Below are 18,989 nucleotides of genomic sequence, written 5' to 3' on the forward strand. Positions count from 1 at the left end.
CCATTCATTGAGCTTTCAATTGCTGAAAACAAGCTTTGTCGACGAATTTTGTGCATTAATGGGGTGACAAGAGTGAGGCATTTTGATAAAACTTGCTTTGCATTCATGGCATTTACTCGTGGTAATTTTTGTTTGGCGATAAATTTGATCACCAAATGCCATGAATGTTCCTCACTATTTCACCTATCTCATTATTTATTCATCTCTTTTTGTGGGGATTCGTCAGACTCTGAGTAGATCAACTTCTTATACTGATTGGTATAAATACCAGCCGTCTTCTAAATATCCTCTAAGGTGAAACCAACTTTAATCGTCACTTGCCAGTGTGCGACCACTCCCGCCTCCAAATGACCTCGGGTTTCCACAACTTCAAACCAGCGAAGATGCTTTAAAGTTTGGCCCGCCGTATTAATAGCGGCCTTAATAGCATCATCTGAACTGAGAGGTGATGAACCAACTAACTCGATAATTTTATAGGTATGACTCATAGCGCACTCCTAATAATGACGTAGTCTCTAGCTAACAAACACTTTAAACGTTCATTTTTCATACTATCTAAAACTAAGAATTATTCCATCTTTAATGAGGATGTAGCTTGAATTAGCCTTTGTTATTCAGAAAAAACAGACCGATTTATGCTCCCCGTCTATCAAATCATTTAATTCAAACCGTGATAAAACAATCCTTATTTGAGTAACGTTTGTTGATGATTTGTAATGTATTTTGTGCTTGGTTGCTTCATCAGTGATGACTTTAGTATGATGTCGTACTTTCGACATAACATGTCAAAATGAGTTAACCATCACACTTCCTACAACAGGCTCATCTTACAACTAGAGGATATTATGCTAACTAAAAAAACTCTTCTTGCTACAACACTCACGACCTCAATCAGTATTGCACTGTTCAGTGGCTTTTCAGCACAAGCAGAAACCTTTAAGTTTGTGGAACACAGCAAGAATCAAGATGCTGAAACACTCATTGTATTTCAAGCTGGCGAACAGCGATCAAGCGAGTTAAGCCGTCTAGATAAATTATCTAATCAACAGATTTCAGCAGCCTTAGCAATCGACGCATTTACCGGTGAAAAGAATCACGTCGTTGAAATATTAATGCCCAATGGGATTGAGGTTAACCGCCTTGTAGTCATTGGCTTAGGTGACACTAAGGCGATGAATGCAGGGCAAATCAATAACATTGGCGCATCCGTGACCGCATATCTTAGCAAGAGTTCAACTGATGACATCAAGATTTTAACCGCCGGGATCAGCGACTCAAACAGTAATGCCAGCTTTGCATCTGAACTTGCTCATGGCATCAATTTACGTGCTTATCAGTTCGATAAGTATCTATCTGAAAAGAAACCTGCCGAGAAAAACTATACCATTAAGGTCGCAGAGCCCGTCAAGGCCGCTGCCAGTTACCAGCAGCTATCAGCCATTGAGCAAGGCGTATTCCTAGCGCGGGATCTCATCTCTGAAGTGCCTACAGAGATGGGACCAGTACAGTTTGCTGCCGCAGCAAAGGAGCTTAAGAAACTTGGAGTGAAAGTGACGGTTCTCGAACCTAAACAGATTAAAAAGTTAGGTATGGGCGCACTGCATGCCGTCGGTCGAGGTTCAGCTGAAGGCGCCCGTCTGGTCATCGCTCATTGGCAAGGCAATGATGAGGCTCCGATTGCACTGGTCGGCAAAGGGATCACTTTTGACTCTGGCGGATACAACATCAAAGCAACGGGTGATTCTATCTCACGCATGAAATCAGATATGGCAGGTGCAGCAGCTGTATTAGGCACAGTAAAAGCGATGGCGATTCAAAAAGCTGACGTGAATGTAGTCGCAGTGATGGCGATGGCTGCCAATATGGTATCTGAAACTGCTTTTGCACCAGGCGATGTAGTCATGACCGCTGAAGGCTTAAGTGTCGAAGTGCTAAATACTGATGCCGAAGGCCGTTTAGTGTTGGCCGACGGTCTCTGGTACGCTCGTGAGTTCTATCAACCACAAGTGATGATTGATGTCGCCACCTTAACAGGCTCTAAAGTTCGTGCTCTTGGTAAACGTTACACCGGCTTATTCAGTGATGATGACGCTTTAGTTAATGAACTGACAATATCAGGACTCGCTGTTGATGAGAAAGTCTGGCGTCTGCCATTAGCTTATGATGACCTACTTAAAAGTCCCATTGCCGACCTTAAAAATGCCGGTTACGGTGGACCCGGAGCAACGACAGCAGCCGTATTTCTACAACAGTTTACTGGCGACACCAAGTGGGCTCACTTAGACATCGCTGGTAGCGCCCTTGCTGCAAAAGATGTGGGGATTACGCCAACAGGAGGAACTGGACACGGTGTCCGTCTGCTTAGTCACTGGATAATGAGTCAAGATAAGTAACCTGAACTAGGGATAAGCCGTGCCGCCTAGTACCGCTATTATTGCCCCTATCTGTGTTGAGCTTTCTAGTAATAGCCAGCTATTACGTACAAAACCCCGCCTTGATATAGACAATAATCTCGGCACCAAGCAAGACTGTTTGTTATATGAGAATTAAGGGCGGTGATTAAAGTGCTGATTTAAATTGATATATGAAATTATCCTGACACTCTCTATCCCGAGTTCAGGTTAAATAATCTAATTTCTGATTAAGTCACTTGATGCATAAACAGCCCGGTCTCTAGCCGGGCTTTTTTATGGTAAGTATTTCAGATAAAGGTTTAAACATCTGGATGTAGCCTCACCAGTATTTTGTCAGCAACACGAAACACATTGGCATAGATGGTAAATGTAGGGGTTACTGAGCCGCCCATTTATGCCATGAATCATCTATAAGACTCAGTACATCTCGCCTCACGAAATCAAACTAACATCTGCCCTCATCCGTTCCAACATTTTGTCAGCAACACGAAATGCATTGGCGTAGATGGTAAATGTAGGGGTTACTGAGCCGCCATTAGGCATAAAACTACCATCAGTCACATAGAGGTTATCGCAATCATGCACTCGGCAATTCTTGTCCAATACTGAGGTTTTAGGATCATCACCAAAACGACAGCCACCCGCCACTAAATTCGAGGTGGGCTGGGTAAATACATTGCCCCACGATTTATGGGCGCCCATGGCTTTCATCACTTCTACGCCGCGATCCACCAGATATTGTGCCACCTTCTCATCATGGGGGTGAAAACCCGCTCTGACTTTGGCGACATTTTGCCCCCAGCGATCTTTCTCCTGCGTATCCAGGCTGACATAACATTCATCATTGGTGAGCCAGTCACAAAACACCTCAAACTTGAAATCTTTCGATTGGGTAAAGTGAGATTTGATTTTCTGTTTCAATGGAGTACCCCACAGTAGATTATCTCCTTGCCACTTCAAGCTAGATGTTGCTCCGGTAGGCGATGGCGGATCGAACACAAAATCTAGCGTACCGCCCTTTATTGGTTTGCCTGAAACCGCACTATCATCTATTTCATACCAATCTTGCAAAGCACGATTAAAGAAGGGTCCACGAACCTTAAGTTGTTTGGCCTCTAATTCTTTCAGCTTATCCATCTTAAACACACCATGGCCAGTTCCCCCTGCGCAACAATGCAGGTTCTTCCCCACCTGTTGATAGCGATTACCGATCCCATTTGGATGTTTGACTCCAGTGCTGCTCAATAGCAAGCGTGCACTCTCGATGGAATAACAAGCCACGACAAACAGCTTGGCCGTGACACGTTTTGAGCTATCCCCATCGGCTAGGTCAAAATAATCTGCCGAGGTGATGTTTCCTGACTCATCGGTATTGAGACGATAAACCTTAGCCTGAGTCACTATCTCACAATGACCGGTTTTCACAGCAGAATCTAATAAGGCAGCCCGTGAGCTGGCTTTTGCGCCAGAGTGACAACCGTAATTGCCGCAATAACCCGAATACTCACAACTGAGTCGACCATTAAAAGGAATAGAGAGAATACCGCGAGCCATCGGCAATGGATGAAGCTTTAAACTCTTACAAGCGATATCAAAGCGCTGAGCGACCGGATGCTCAGCTGTCGGCGGGAACGGAAAGTCCTTAGTTGAACGAGGCTCTAGCTGTGGATGATTAACCACCTTGCCAGACACGCCAACCACTTGCTCTACCTTGGCATAATAGGGCTCTAACTCATCGTAGCTAATTGGCCAGTCGACATTGTTTGCACCTTTAATGGCGCCATATTCCGACACAAGCCTAAAATCTTGTGGCTTGAGACGATGAAAGTAGGCACTCATAAAGTTAGTGGCACCACCAACAATATTGCCGCCCCAAAACTGCGACGTAGTATCCGATGACCAGCTGCCATCACCATTGGGTTCTTCAAGGGTATGACGCTCATCCTTAAACTGAGAACGGAACACACTGTGGCGAGCTAGCTGCTCATCTTTAAAAAAGTCTTCCTCTTTAAACCACTTGCCCTTTTCCAACACCCCAACTTTAAATCCAGCTCTTGCAAGCTCATAAGCGATGGGCCCTGCCCCTGCACCACTGCCGACAATGCAGATATCAAACTGTTTGCTACTTTTCATTAAGGTTCACCGAACTGAAATCTAAATAGGTTTTGCCTTCCACTGGACGAGGAAATCCCGGTTGGTGCTCCAGCCATTGCCAACCAATGCCATCAGTATTACCACCATAAACAGGGTCTAACGTCAGGGATTCTAATAAGTAATAGAGCAGTAAAGAGAGCCAGTTTTCACCCGCGCTGCTTTTTGATATTTGCTTAAGCACCGCATCTTGCTCACTAGCACCTAGCTTAATGAAACTGCTCCCTTGAGTGGATTTTGCCAACTCCTCAAGCCAACCCACGCCCTGTAAAATAAAGACTTTGTCACCATCGGCTTTGTTATCGGGATCTTCTAGCGCCCAAGTCAGATAACGAAACGCATTGAGGTCCCTAGCCGAGGGCCCGTCACCATCATCGGGAAATAGTTGCATCTGCACCGCTTCAATGACGGCTTGCGCATGGAAGCTAAAATCCTCCTCACTACTAACGGTTTCAGCTTCCACCTTATCAGCCGCAACCACCACACCAGGTTTTGCGCCAAGCAAGCCTAATAACATCGCGCCTGCGCCAGTCTGCCTTAAAAAGGCCCTTCTATTGAGTCCACAGCTATATGCACTGACTCGCTCTGGTTTGTTCGAGCCGGACTTCAACCCTTTATCGGTTAACATACACTTTCCTTGCTGCACCCTTTATGGGTGATAAGCTCTTGTGCAACTTGTGGGGATATCTGGTTCCACTCAACAATATTGGCACTCAAAGTATCCGTGATACCGTCGACCTGTCTGATGACACCATTGATATCAATCAAAAAACTCGTTGGCGTGCCGACCACACCGTAGCGATGCGCCACCTCTGCATCATGATCAAACGTCATCGGGTAATTCGTCGAGAAATGCCAAAAGTAAGCTGATTTTCCCTCTAAGGATCTTTGTGTCCACCTCTACCACCTCGATATTTTTCAATAAGAACATGTATTAGCAGACCGTAAGCATAAGTAAAACAGTTCAAGATAAATCAGTTTTGTATCCTTTATTGATTTAGAACAATTTTATAGACACAAAAAAGCCGATACGCAATCGTATCGGCCATCTCATTGGTTTATGTCAATCGAAGCTACATCCCTAGGCGACTAAGTGAATAACATGCGCAACCACATGCCAGGCAAGCTCGTAAAACCTGTTGTGTAATGTTTCAACTCACCATCTTTAAACACCATCAAGGTGGGAGTGAGTTGAACTGACCAGTCTCGAGCAACCTCATTATCACTGTCGTTGATGGTTTCAAACTCGTAGCCTTTATGGGCAAGATACTTTGTCATCTTATCATCGGGGCCTGAATTCATTGCCACTGTGACCACTGGATACATACTTGCCATGGTATCCACCGCTGGACTCACAAAGTTACAGACAGGACACCAACTCCCCCAAAAGTAGACTAATACAGCCTGATCTTGGCTAAGCTGTTCGATATCAATATCCGTTCCTGACAATGTGATGCCTTTGAGATCTGGCAAATTATCTCTAGGAATATCTTTACCACGCCAGATATCCATGGCGCCAGTCACGACAATCGCAAACAGCATAAACAGCGCTATCTGTTTAAGCCTGCCAAGCGCACGCTTTAAAGGGGTAATAGCCTCGTTATCTTGCTGAGCCGGCTTTTCATTATCGATACGACTCATTAGCCTTTGGCCTCTATCATCTCTTCAAGTTGCTCTTTTAATACATCATAAGACACTAAACCTGGAATGATTTTGTCGCCAAAAATCATGCTTGGAGTACCACCAATACCTAAGTTTCTCATCAACTTAATATTGTTATGCACCATTTCATCGACCCCAGCATCAGTCTTTCCCAACCACTGCTCAGTACCGGTCAATTTGGCCACTTGAGCAATCGACTCAGCATCCAGCCGACGTGGGCTCGACATCAACATATCCTTCAATTTGATGTACTTCTCTGGTTCATTGAGCCAGACCGTTTGCGCTAACTCAACCGCCATCTTTGAGCTTTCCCCTTGAAGCGGCACCATCTTGATAATGATTTTAAGTTGTGGGAATTCCTCGATAAGCTTATTGAGAGACGGTTCAATCTTCTTGCAATATGGGCAGTTAAAGTCGGTAAAATACACCATAGTGACTTCAGGATTTTCAGCCCCTTTCCACGGATCACTCTTAGTTTCATACATGGCAGTATGATTGACGTCTAAAGAGCTTTGTCTTGCGGAGTCAGCACCTTGTTGCTCACGAGCTTGCAAAGCAATAATGGCTTCTTTGAGTAGATCAGGATCGTTAATCAAGGCATCTTTAATGATGGCTCGAACATCTTGTTGTTGCTCAGCATTCAAACTCGTCACCCCAGCTTGTGCCGATGGGATAAAAGGTAACTGAGATGAGATCAATAATATCGATGCTGTTAGTCCTGAGACAGCCAACATCTGTATCTTACGAGATTGAAAAATACGATTTACCCAAGACACCTTTTTACACGACGACTTGGCCTTTGAACCTGCTTTTACATTTGAAAATAACGTCATAATAACTCCAAATTTGTGACTGTAATTGCACTTGATAACAAATCACAGCCTTGTTCTATTTTGCCTGCCGAATGCAATGCTTAGTGCTTAGTGACTGTTTAATAACAATCGCACTAATAGCAGGCATTTAAAATATCGATTAGAACTGACTCATCCGCTATTTAGCTGATGCACGCTCTATGGCTGCTAGCACATCTTTAGTCGATAAAATAACGGGAAGCTCAATGCCATTTGGCGCATTGGGACCGTAAACCACGTTAAAGGGCACCCCAAAACGATTATGGCTCTGCAAGTAGTCGGTAATGTGCTCAGAGGGCGTGGTCCAATCCCCAATCATTAACACCATATTGTCCTGTTTAAGGACGCTATAGACGGGATCCTGCAATATCACCCCAACCTTGTTGGCCTTACAGGTAATGCACCAATCTGCAGTCACATCAACAAATACGGTTTTCCCTTGTGCAACTTGCTCATTAATCAAGGCTTCACTCAATGGCGTCCACTGCAGATCTGTCGGTAAGGTTTTAGCCCACTGATCAGAAGTCATAAATGCGCTCACTGCGGCCAACATCAGCGTGATGCTAAACGTAGCAATGACAGCAGCAACACCTAGAGTTTTACCCATAAAAACGAAGAAGGTAATCAACAGAACTGCGGCGGCAGCAAATAGATAACTCACCGCGATAAAGCTGCTCAATAGGCTAATCAGCCACAAACTGGTGATCAACAACAGGACAGAGAAAACAACTTTAACCACACTCATCCAGCGTCCAGGTTTGGGGAAGTAACCCGCCACCTGAGGAAAAGCCGCAACCACTAACCAGGGCATTGCCATTCCAAGGGCTAAGGCAGTAAATATCACCAATAAGCTTAGGGTATCGGCACCCAATGCGAACGCCACTGCCGTACCTAAAAATGGCGCACTGCAAGGCGTAGCAAGTAAAGTTGCAAACATGCCTTGTAAGAAGTGACCACGGTTATTGTTGCCTCCAGTGGTTGCCAGTTTGGTCTGAAAACTAGACGGCAGATTAATCTCAAAAGCACCTAACATGTTCAGTGCAAATACAGAGGTAACTAGCGCCATAAAGCCAATAAACCAAGGGTTTTGGAACTGCACGCCCCAACCAATAGCTTGCCCCGTCAGCTTTAACACTAAGATAAAGCCTGCGAGCAACCAGAAAGAGACCAAAATCCCCAGTGCTGAGGCTAGAAATTGCTGACGGATCTGATTCTTTTGTAGATCAGGCGCCGCAACCACTGAACTCAACTTCATTCCTAACACAGGCAATACACAAGGCATCACGTTCAGAATGAGTCCCCCCAGTAACGCAAACAATAAAATGGTCAATAGAGAGTTGCCTGAATCGATAATTTGAGTCGCGTTTACAGGTGATAAATATTCAATGGCATGATTGCTATCAACCACAGTAATGTTTAAGTTTTTATCCAGTAACTCAGGCTCACCCAGCCAGCTTTCGCCATCAAAAATAGCAACTAGCTGCTGTGTACCGTCTTCCTTTTCAACCTTGTGAGTACCGACTAACTTAAAGACAGTATCGGGCTCACCATCGATAATTATCTCCGGTCTTTGCCATTGTTTTTCATCCAAAACCACTTCAAGTTGCGACTTTGCACTATCCCAACCTAACCCAATACTGTCAGCAGACTGCGCTTGAGTTAATTTCTGTGGCACCTTCGATACCGCCTTGTTATAGGCAAACATCGCGTCACTGTCCGCTTTGAGATCATTCGGAGTAAAATCGAGGTTAATCTCATAATCCGTAAGCACACAGATGGTAGTACAAGAAGATAAGGTGAACTTGCCATGCAACTGGGTGTTAGCCGACAGGTCATCTAAGGTCAGCAATAAGGGAAACATCACCTCACCTTGGTAACCAAAGGTTTGCATGCCTAATAGTGAAAACTTGTCAGGCGCTGGCCAGGACCATTCAACGTGATTTAAATTAGTCGACTTGTCCCACTTTATGCTGGGAGCAATACCGCCCTCACCAGGCGTACGCCAATAGGTTTTCCAATCACCATCAAGCTTCACTTCCAGCACGGCAGGCAAGGTTTTTGTGACAGGATCAAGCTCCCCTGTCAGCATAAGCCGGGTCTTAACCGGTGGGTGATTCGGATTTTCTATCCAACCCGTTGTTTGGGCGAATACAGAGCTGGACAGCAGGATTAACCAAAACCCAACTATTATTTTTAAATGTTTCAATGCTTTCTCCAACATTTATACTATTGAAAACAAGAGAATAAATATCATACATCCACCTTGAACAAGATGAATATTAATACGCAAAATGGCCTCACCTATTGAACAGTAATAAATGAGTAAATCAAAGACTTTTTAAATTAATAAAGAGGAGTCAGCATTTATTCCTGAAAGCGGCAAAACCGTAGATGTATTCGCCGAATTTTGGACTGTTGACGTGACACTGGAAGGAGGTAAGAGGATCGGGTCAAAACACAGATTAACGTTAAGACAAAGAGCAAGGTTAGCGGTACAACAGGGCTTTCTATGTCGATACACAGACGCATCGACTTTTCTGATAATTCACAGCTTTTAAATTCAAAGCCATCTAACTCACTGATGTTTTGCGTTAGGCAAAAAAGTGTCAATACGGTAAACACGAGTACCGTCCAACTTCTTGCTTTTCCTGGTTGTCTGGCAAACATCTTCAGTGTTCAAACTCTCTATTAGTTAATTTCAATCGCATTCTAACGACTCTTGCCAAATAAGACCGGATAATTGCAGAAATAGTTCATCAAAATTGAAATATTTATCGCCGAAGTCACTCTATAGAATAAACAATCATCGATTGCACATTTTTCACACTTGCCCTAATTTAGAAATTGAACGCCAAAATAATAAAACGACAATTAAGGAACAGGTATGAGCAAGCCTATTATTGCAGACAATAAACCTACAAAAGTCGAACTTACTAAGGGTCAAGAATACTATTTCTGCGCCTGTGGAAAATCTCAAAGTCAGCCATTTTGCGATGGTTCCCATGCAGGCACATCATTTAAACCTAAAGCCTTTACCGCTGAGCAAGATGGTGATACGTTTCTGTGCGCTTGTAAGCACACCGCCAACGCCCCCTTCTGCGATGGCAGTCATAAACAGTTCACCGCAAGCCAGATAGGCAGTGAGGGGCCGGGAATAATTAATGTCGCAAGCAATAACGCTTCCCCCGCTGCAAAGGCAACAATTGAGGAGCCCACCGTCGAGTTTATCCATCAGCTCGCTCGAGATGGGCTGTCTAAACTCGGCCATCACGGCCCGATGACTTCCATGGGAGTACCTAGACACTTGCTTCCTCATTGGGATGATCTGCAGATAATGACCGCTCAGATGGCGACTAAGCCTTTGCTTGAGGATCAGGCGGTTTCAACCGAACTCATCATAGGGCCAGAAGCTCGCAAGCCACTAAAATTAAAAATCCCCCTGTTTGTCTCCGACATGAGTTTCGGTGCGCTTTCAGAAGAGGCAAAAAACGCGCTGTCCATTGGAGCGGAGCTTGCAGGCACCGGAATATGCTCAGGTGAAGGTGGCATGCTTCCAGAGGAACAAGCTGCTAACTCCCGCTATTTCTATGAACTTGCCAGTGCTCAGTTTGGCTATAAAGAGGAGTTGATGAGCACCATACAAGCCTTCCATTTTAAAGGCGGTCAAGGGGCAAAAACCGGCACAGGAGGCCATCTTCCTGGCATTAAAAATCAGGGCAAAATATCCCAAGTACGTGGTATACCAGAAGGTCTGTCAGCAATTTCACCACCGACCTTCACCAACTTAAGTTCCAGTGCCGATTTTAAACGCTTCGCCGATCGCGTGCGTGAAATCAGCGGTGGTGTGCCTATCGGCTTTAAACTCAGTGCTAATCATATTGAGCAAGACATTCAATTTGCCTTAGATGCAACAGCCGATTACATCATTCTCGATGGACGCGGTGGCGGCACAGGTGCAGCCCCCGAGATGTTCCGCGATCACATCAGCGTACCCACCATTCCGGCTTTGGCACGAGCACGACGCTATTTAGATGAGCAAGGAGCAAGTGGACGGGTGACGTTAATCGTCACTGGTGGACTTCGCGTCCCCATGGATTTTGTCAAAGCCATGGCACTGGGCGCCGATGGCGTCGCTATCTCTAACAGCGCGATGCAGTCGATTGGTTGCGTTGCTGCTCGCATGTGTAACACCAATAATTGTCCCGCGGGGATTGCTACCCAAAAAGCAGACCTACGTCAGCGACTCAATGTTGAAAAATCATCCCAACAACTAGCCAATTTCTTCAATGCGTCGGTCGAGTTGATGCAAGTGATGGCACGCGCCTGTGGTCATCATAGCTTGAACGACTTTAACAGAGACGACTTGGCCACCTGGCACAGGGAGATGGCACATCTTTCTGGTGTCAATTATGCGGGAGTCGGTTCAATATAAATGCGAGTCACAAGTGTTTAAACAATAGGGTCCTCAGCTTCAATTGAAGCTGAGGACCCTATTAATCATCAAGTCATTAAAGTGATAAAATACCAATCAGCATCATTAACTTAACCCAATCTTCTTCTGAGCACTTTGGTTGCTTGAACTAGATTTTTCAGAGCGGGTTCAACTTCATCCCAGGTACGAGTTTTAAGTCCACAATCTGGATTGACCCAAAGTTGGCGCACCGGAATTTTACGTGCAGCCTTTTCGATTAATGTCACCATCTCATCCACTGTCGGCGTGTTTGGTGTGTGAATGTCGTATACGCCGGGACCGATCTCATTTGGGTATTCAAAGTCTTCGAATGCCGTTAACAGCTCCATTCGAGATCGCGACGTTTCAATGGTGATCACATCTGCGTCCATGGCCGCAATCGCAGCGATGGTTTCATTGAACTCGCTATAACACATATGCGTGTGAATTTGCGTCTCATTGGTAACACCTGCCGCGCTGAGCTTGAACGCATCAACAGCCCAGTTTAAGTAGTGTTCCCAATCCGATTTTTTCAACGGTAGGCCTTCACGGAAAGCAGGCTCATCGATCTGAATAATCCCAATTCCTGCATTTTGAAGATCGACCACCTCATCTCGAATCGCTAAGCCTATTTGTGTGGCTATCTGCTCGCGGCTGATATCTTCACGGGCAAAAGACCAATGCAAAATAGTCACAGGACCAGTTAACATCCCTTTTACTGGCTTATCCGTCAGACTTTGAGCATACTCAGCCCATTCAACAGTCATGGCTTTAGGTCGAGATACATCACCGTAGATAAGTGGCGGTTTTACACAGCGCGAACCGTAGCTTTGTACCCAGCCAAACTGAGTGAACCCCACACCTTCTAACTGCTCACCAAAGTACTCAACCATGTCATTACGCTCAGCTTCACCATGAACCAGAACATCTAAACCTAACTTAAGCTGACGTTCAACCGTGTCTTTCGTCACTTGTTGCAGTTGGTCATTATAAAATGTTTCAGTGATCTCGCCTTTACGCCAGCGACTGCGCAAGCCGCGAATAGCCGGTGTTTGTGGGAAAGAGCCTATCGTGGTGGTAGGCAATAGAGGTAACTTGAACTTCTGCTGTTGAATTGTCTGACGATGAGCAAACTCAGTTTCACGTTCATAGTCATCGCTATTGAGCGCTGCAACGCGATCTATAACTTGCTTATCAGCCGCGGCTTCACGGGCTTCTCGCCTTGCAACACACGTCGCTAAAATGGCATCGACTTCAGCTCTGTTGCTACAATTTTCTGGCGGACTAAGCAAGGTTTGTAACTGAGCTAACTCAGTGAGTTTTTGCTTAGCAAATGACAATTGTTGCTTTAACGCAGGAGCCAGCTCGGTTTCAACATCAAGATCCACTGGGCTATGCAGTAATGAGCAAGAAGGTGCAATCCAAACACGTCCAGGAAGATCATTGACCAAGGGGCGGATACGCTCGGCAATGACGTCAATATCTGCGGCCCACACGTTACGACCATTAATAACCCCTAAAGAGATCACTTGCTCAGCTTGCAGATTTGCTGCAAATACCGCGAGTTGTTTAGGTGCCGTCACCAAATCCAAATGCAAACCAGCAACAGGCAGAGAAGAGATTAATGCCTGATGATGTGCAACCGTGCCATAGTAACTCGCAAGCAAAATGTTTACCGACGTGTCGTTCAGTGCTTCATAGGTTGATGCTATCGCAGCTTGCCAATCAGCCTCTAGCTCCAGAGCTAGAATAGGCTCTTCAAGTTGAACCCACTCAACCCCTTGTGCACTAAAACGCACCAAGATGTCTGCATAGGTTTTAATCAGCTTAGGCAATAGAGAAAGCTTATCAAAATCACTGCCAACCGCCTTAGACAAAAATAAGTAAGAAACAGGCCCTAACAGTACAGGCTTGGCTTTATACCCAAATGCTTTTGCCTCTTCCACTTCATCAAAGAACTGCTCAAAGGCCACGCTAAACTCTTGGTCGGCCGTCAATTCAGGCACGATGTAGTGATAATTGGTGTTGAAGTATTTAGTCATCTCACCAGCGGGAGCATCTTTCCCTGTTGGGGCACGTCCACGTGCAACTCGAAACAGGGTGTCTAGGCTTATCTTTCCCGACTGGCTCTCGCTTTCATCGCGATGACGTTCAGGAATAGCATTTAGCGTAGCACTGAGGGTAAGAACCTGATCATAATAGGCAAAATCTCCGACAGGCAGTAAATTAACACCCGCTTCAGCCTGCCACTTCCAATGTGTGCTTCGCAGCTCTTTAGCCACTAAAGCTAACTCAGCTTGAGTTAGCTCACCTCGCCAGTATTTCTCCTGAGCAAATTTCAACTCTCGCTGACGACCAATACGGGGAAATCCTAAACTTGCTATCTCGACATTTTGCATATTGTATACCTTTTGATTTATCATAATCAGAATTCAGGGTTAACGCGTCAAGGTGTCGATTGAGTGCTTATAGATCTTAAGCTCAGATATCATCAATTAACCACCTAGGCGTCTGGACGTCTAGAAGTTTATTGTGATAGTCTGTCCTGAGACAAGGGAATTGATTTCAAGCACAACATGAATATGATTCATGTCACTATGGGTAAAGTATATTATGATTGAGATTAGACACTTACGAACATTAGTAGCCCTAAAGGAGAGTGGTAGTTTGGCGGGTGCGGCTAAAAAACGTTTCGTGACTCAGTCCGCCCTCTCTCATCAGATCAAAGAATTGGAAACCAGAATTAACTCTTCTATCTTTATCAGAAAGAGCAAACCTCTCTCTTTTACCCAAGAGGGGGTCAGATTACTCAATTTGGCAGAGGAGATTTTACCTAAGATAATAGAAACCGAATATGATCTAAAACAGGGACTCAATCAGGAGGGAAGTCAGCTTAGAGTGGGTATTGAATGTCATAGCTGTTTTCGCTGGCTAATGCCTGTGATGGAGCAATTCAGAACATCCTCTCCACAAGTGAGTTTAGATCTTTCAAGTCGTCATCTTTTCGACTCACTTAATGCGCTTGAGATGGGGGATCTTGATGTAGTGCTAACCTCAGACCCTGTTCCGGGACAAGCTATTGCCTATCAACACTTGTTTGATTTTGAAGTTAAACTCGTGATTGCCAATGATCACCCATTAGCCAGTCTGACCCATGTTACCCCTCAACAGCTCGAAAGAATGCCCATCATCAGCTACCCAGTCCCCCTAGAGCGCTTAGATCTTTATCGACATTTTATGGAGCCAGCAGGAGTCAAAGCGGGCGAGCAATTAAGCTGTGATCTCACCATGATGCTACTGCAACGTATCGCCTGTAAAGATGGCGTCGCCGCATTACCAACTTGGTCAATCAGTGAATCTTTTGGATTGAATTTGACCTCGATAAAATTAGGTCCAGAAGGGCTTAAACGCCCTCTTTTCGGCGCTTATCGCAAAGACAGTACAAGCGCACGAGTGGCGCAACAATGGTTAACCTTGGTGGCAAAAGAGGGATTAGCAAAGCAGCATAAATTGAATTAAATAACAGTCAATTCAATCGCGATATCGAGCTGATAGGGCTAAAAAGTGCCGAGTTACAAATAAACTCTTATTACTTACAACTCGGCACTCTACTGTATTTATAACGGATTAAGTAACTGATTTCTCATGGACAATACACGTCTAAGCACTAATCCTGGTGAGTTAGGGTTGATGGTTTGACGCAAGTTATGCGCAATCATAAACTCCTCTTGTAACTCTTCATCTAGCCCCAGTGAATCAAATGCTTCTATGGTCAATGTCTGTTTCTGATTATCGATAAGTGACTTGATAATGCTCAGTGGGAATGATTCTTCAGACTCTGCATTTAAATAAGCGAAAGCCGTTAATGCAATGATTTCACCAAATACACTAAACAGAGCTAAGGTTTGCACCTCATCTGGATTGATATCAATCTCATGCATTTGATGCAGGCTATCAACCGCATTACTCGCGATACTTTCGGTTAACGCCCAATAACCCTGCACTAACTTCTTATAAGGTTGAGGCAGTTCATCAAGACGTTCCTTAAGATAAAAAGTGAATGCATAGCGGTAGATATTAACTTGACCAAGTCGGATCAATGCATCCTTCAAAGAACGATTTTTAGTTCCACTGGCATCAGCATTCGCCGCCGAATTACTGCGCCACAACATGTGAGCTGCCAATGCGGGATCCGATGATACGATATCAATGACATTTCGAATGTCACCATCTGCAATAATGGCTTTTTTAAGTGGTATTAAAATACCACGACGACCAATCACTTGCTCTTCGTTACTGATGATCGCACGTACTTGAGTGAATACTTGATGCTCAAGATCTGTCATGGGCAATATAACCTAATTTAATATTATTCAAGACGCTAACTCTTATTAATGAATTTACCCATAAAAAGCCTATCAGGGTCAAGTTCATTTCTCGTAATTAGTGACTTTACCTCTTTTTCTACTTTAATTTGCCCTAGAGTCAACTCACCCACGCTTAATTCCCACAATTAAGGTTAATTTATACGATGGCTAAGTCATCCTTAACCTCAAATAAATATCCAAACCTTGGTTTAACAGTGGATGTTTAATAGCAAATCAGTATAAAGCGCCCGCTTCAAGCAAGCTTAAATGAATCGCTTCAGCCAACGCACGATAACCCGCCTGATTTAGGTGAACTGTATCAGATTTCATTGCTGGGCTTTTTAAGAGATCAGCCAATGTATCTTCAATCAGTATTAGATCATAGTTTTCGGCTAACGCAGAATACAGGTTTGCATCCGTCAAAAAGAGACTCTTTTGCGGCACAGCAATTAATATGACGGGGATAGAATGAGCCTTTGCCATTTCTATCATCTTCGCTAAATTAGCTTCAGTAATATCAGGATCTGTATTACGTAAAAAATCATTGCCGCCTTCGAGTAAAATAAGCAATTGCGGCGATGACTGTTCAAGCAAGCCACGTAATCTTGCTAAACCTTGAGTGGTGGTTTCACCAGAAACGCCAGCATTAATGACGCTCAGTCCCGTCAACTCTGACAAAACCGCTGGGTAATCACCGCCGTCATTGGCGCCCTTTCCATAAGTCAGACTGTCACCAAAAGCCAAAATGTCCCCATTGGCTGAAAGCGGCTCAAGCTTAGGGCCTGAACAGCCTTGTAAAAACAAACAGGCAATACACAGCAACCCCAGCCATCTTTTTGTCATTCTGACTCTTTCTCCATATTCTCTGTAAACCTTGTCAGCTCAAGATCGAGCAAAGAAAACTAAATTTAGCACATAAAAAAGCCAGACTCTAAGGTCTGGCATTTTCAAACTGTCACAACCTACATCGAGAAAGGTATTTTCATCCCTCTAATAAGGCGATCACGCGCAGCAAAAAGTCATCTTAGAATCGATAACTTGCTGTTAGACGTACCGCACGCCCAGTACCCGAGTAATATCCACCGTAGTAAACAGCACTGGCATATTGCTCATCAAGCAGATTGTCGACACGAATACTGGCAAGCCAATTATCATGGGTATAATTAACGGCTAGATTCGATAACCAGTAAGCTTCTATCTTTGGACTCGCGTTACTCGCATCACCACCTTCATAACGAGACCCCGTATAAACAACCTCTGCAAACACCTGCCAATCTTGAGTTAAATCAACACTGACATAACCACTACCGGTATTTTGAGCAACCCAAGCGAGGTATTTACCCTCGTTAGCACCCTCAGTATATTTGGCATCGATATAGTTATACTCAAGACCAAGTTGGGCTGATTGAGTCACTTGCCAATCCCAATCTAGACTCGCTCCATAACGACGTGAAGAGTCAGCATTAACGTTAGCGCCAGGCCAGCTACCTTCAACAGGAGGCTTGGCATTAGAGTCGTAGAATATTTCATCTTCAAGATCTAAACGGTAGGCACTCAAACGTAATGAGTGAGATTTTGGTGTCCAGTCCCAACCTGCTTCATAGGAGCGACCTGTTTGTGGTTTGAGACCAATCACATCATAGGGGGTAAATGCTTGCTCATCGACCTTAGCAAAACGGAAGTTATCGTCAGCACGAATATAGAATCTATTAGCTTGGCTTGGGCGATAATTAACACCCAGTTCAAAGGCGGTAGCATCGTTATTGAGCTCAATACCATTCGGGTATTTGTTCGCATCAGTCAGCTCGTCTTTAATATCACTATAGCGGCCACCAACAACATAGCTCAATGTTGAAGTGAGCGGCACATCAGCCTGCAGATACACGCTAGCTAACGTCTGAGTGTTATCTCGGTTGATATAACTCAGTGCATAATCTGCATCGCCTTTACTAATGTCTGCGCCGAAAATGATATTAACGTCACCATTATCGGTTGCGTATTTAGCGATGGCTTTTGGATTAAACTCAAACAAAGAACGTTTAATTTTACCTGCACTTCCATAGCTGACAGAATTAACGTCAGTATCGGAGTAATTCATATCCGCTGATAGTAACCATTGTGAATTTAGCTGAGTACGGTAACCCATTCTCACAGCCGTGGTCATTTCATGTTGCTTATCATCTGGGTATAACTTGCTTGCTTGACGAGGATTATTTTCAAACTCCTCTTTTGTAAGCGAACCAGCAAGTTCTCTCTCGTTGTCGTAATAACTTGTTTCAACAAAGAAGTTATTTTTACTAGTTTGATATTCTAGTCGACCAAGCACTGAGCTGGTTTCATTAGCATTATGCTCACGATAATTATCACCTTGGTTATAACTCGCTGCCGCATAGTAACGCCAAGCGTCATTAATGGCACCAGAGACGTCTCCTCTTCCTTCATAGGTATCGAAGCTGCCACCAGAAAGTTGAATGCTGCCACCGGTCGCATCAGGTGCTTTGGTTATAATGTTAATCACACCACCCACTGCTTGATCGCCATAAAGCACACCCGCGCTGCCAGACATGATCTCCACACGTTCGATTTGATTAAGTGGAATGGCATTGATGCTAGGCGCGGCAATATCCATATTATTCAAACGACGTCCGTCAATCAAAATCAGTGTGTTATTAGCCGCTTGATCTGAACTAAACCCGCGCAGAGAAAACACAGCTCCAGAATTTGAATCAGAGATCTGAATGCCACTTTGACCACGAAGCACTTCGGTCAAGTTTACAGCCCCGCTCATCTCTATTTGCGCAGCATCAATCACATTCACATTCGCGGCAATATTAAGAGGGGTATTTTCACTACGGCCAATCACAGTGATCACTTCATCGACACTGTTTAATGATTGAGACTCTTTAGTGTCAGCAGCCGAGACCACGGATGCAAACGGTAGGCTTAGAGCACTGCCAACAAGCACTGCTACTTTTGATAATTTAATTGACGTTTTATTTGATTTGTTATTTAAGAATGTACCCATTTTACCTTTAACTCCTGAAAGGAAAACGGGGCAAAAATGTCACGACAAAAATGAGTTCAGCCCAAATAT

At 44.5% G+C, this 18,989-nt stretch carries 15 protein-coding genes; 3 read left to right on the forward strand and 12 right to left on the reverse strand.

The genetic code is table 11. The features are described from left to right. Positions 1 to 278: 278 nt before the first annotated feature. Positions 279 to 488 (reverse strand): dodecin, encoded by a 210-nt coding sequence (locus FN961_RS04570; RefSeq protein WP_143563371.1) that lies wholly within the window; start codon positions 486 to 488, stop codon positions 279 to 281. Positions 489 to 845: 357 nt separating this feature from the next. On the opposite strand from FN961_RS04570, the gene FN961_RS04575 reads away from it, so the two are divergent. Beyond that, positions 846 to 2,393: a leucyl aminopeptidase gene (locus tag FN961_RS04575; RefSeq protein WP_143563372.1), complete on the forward strand. Its 1,548-nt coding sequence runs from the start codon at positions 846 to 848 to the stop codon at positions 2,391 to 2,393. Between the two features lie 453 nt (positions 2,394 to 2,846). Here the strand turns inward: FN961_RS04575 and FN961_RS04580 are convergent, their stop codons facing one another. From FN961_RS04580 to FN961_RS04610, 7 genes are all read right to left on the reverse strand, one after another. Further along, positions 2,847 to 4,547 (reverse strand): GMC family oxidoreductase, encoded by a 1,701-nt coding sequence (locus FN961_RS04580; protein ID WP_143563373.1) that lies wholly within the window; start codon positions 4,545 to 4,547, stop codon positions 2,847 to 2,849. After that, on the reverse strand, positions 4,537 to 5,193 hold the full coding sequence (locus FN961_RS04585) for a gluconate 2-dehydrogenase subunit 3 family protein (protein WP_143563374.1): 657 nt from the start codon (positions 5,191 to 5,193) through the stop codon (positions 4,537 to 4,539). Before FN961_RS04585 ends, FN961_RS04580 begins: the two co-directional genes overlap by 11 nt. After that, positions 5,187 to 5,399, reverse strand: coding sequence for a peroxiredoxin family protein (locus FN961_RS04590; protein WP_143563375.1), 213 nt, complete (start codon positions 5,397 to 5,399; stop codon positions 5,187 to 5,189). Before FN961_RS04590 ends, FN961_RS04585 begins: the two co-directional genes overlap by 7 nt. A gap of 255 nt (positions 5,400 to 5,654) precedes the next feature. Beyond that, complete coding sequence (locus FN961_RS04595) at positions 5,655 to 6,206, reverse strand: protein disulfide oxidoreductase (RefSeq protein ID WP_143563376.1); 552 nt, start codon at positions 6,204 to 6,206, stop codon at positions 5,655 to 5,657. Then, positions 6,206 to 7,060, reverse strand: coding sequence for a DsbA family protein (locus FN961_RS04600; RefSeq protein ID WP_143563377.1), 855 nt, complete (start codon positions 7,058 to 7,060; stop codon positions 6,206 to 6,208). Before FN961_RS04600 ends, FN961_RS04595 begins: the two co-directional genes overlap by 1 nt. Before the next feature lie 157 nt (positions 7,061 to 7,217). Further along, the gene (locus FN961_RS04605; protein ID WP_143563378.1) at positions 7,218 to 9,284 is read right to left on the reverse strand and encodes a protein-disulfide reductase DsbD family protein; all 2,067 of its coding nucleotides are present in this window, start codon (positions 9,282 to 9,284) and stop codon (positions 7,218 to 7,220) included. Positions 9,285 to 9,442: 158 nt separating this feature from the next. Continuing rightward, positions 9,443 to 9,745, reverse strand: coding sequence for a hypothetical protein (locus FN961_RS04610; RefSeq protein ID WP_143563379.1), 303 nt, complete (start codon positions 9,743 to 9,745; stop codon positions 9,443 to 9,445). 217 nt (positions 9,746 to 9,962) lie between these two features. Here FN961_RS04610 and FN961_RS04615 point away from each other — a divergent pair, with 217 nt between their 5' ends. Next, a complete protein-coding gene (locus FN961_RS04615; protein WP_143563380.1) occupies positions 9,963 to 11,510 on the forward strand; it encodes a glutamate synthase-related protein in 1,548 nt (515 codons plus the stop codon). Positions 11,511 to 11,620: 110 nt separating this feature from the next. On the opposite strand, the gene metE is transcribed toward FN961_RS04615, so the two are convergent. Further along, on the reverse strand, positions 11,621 to 13,927 hold the full coding sequence (gene metE / locus FN961_RS04620) for a 5-methyltetrahydropteroyltriglutamate--homocysteine S-methyltransferase (protein ID WP_143563381.1): 2,307 nt from the start codon (positions 13,925 to 13,927) through the stop codon (positions 11,621 to 11,623). Positions 13,928 to 14,141: 214 nt separating this feature from the next. On the opposite strand from metE, the gene FN961_RS04625 reads away from it, so the two are divergent. Beyond that, a complete protein-coding gene (locus FN961_RS04625) occupies positions 14,142 to 15,047 on the forward strand; it encodes a LysR family transcriptional regulator (protein WP_143563382.1) in 906 nt (301 codons plus the stop codon). 98 nt (positions 15,048 to 15,145) lie between these two features. Here FN961_RS04625 and FN961_RS04630 read toward each other — a convergent pair whose 3' ends face one another. The 3 genes from FN961_RS04630 to FN961_RS04640 all read right to left on the reverse strand — a co-directional run bounded on the left by FN961_RS04630 (position 15,146) and on the right by FN961_RS04640 (position 18,920). Beyond that, positions 15,146 to 15,874, reverse strand: a complete 729-nt coding sequence (locus FN961_RS04630) for an HDOD domain-containing protein (RefSeq protein ID WP_143563383.1) — start codon at positions 15,872 to 15,874, stop codon at positions 15,146 to 15,148. Positions 15,875 to 16,129: 255 nt separating this feature from the next. Then, a complete protein-coding gene (locus FN961_RS04635) occupies positions 16,130 to 16,738 on the reverse strand; it encodes a GDSL-type esterase/lipase family protein (RefSeq protein ID WP_143563384.1) in 609 nt (202 codons plus the stop codon). Between the two features lie 181 nt (positions 16,739 to 16,919). Beyond that, positions 16,920 to 18,920 carry a TonB-dependent receptor gene (locus tag FN961_RS04640; RefSeq protein WP_143563385.1) on the reverse strand — a complete coding sequence of 667 codons (2,001 nt, stop codon included), beginning with the start codon at positions 18,918 to 18,920 and terminating at the stop codon, positions 16,920 to 16,922. Positions 18,921 to 18,989 lie beyond the last annotated feature (69 nt).

It is taken from the genome of Shewanella hanedai (assembly GCF_007197645.1).
In the GTDB taxonomy this organism is placed as follows: domain Bacteria; phylum Pseudomonadota; class Gammaproteobacteria; order Enterobacterales; family Shewanellaceae; genus Shewanella; species Shewanella hanedai.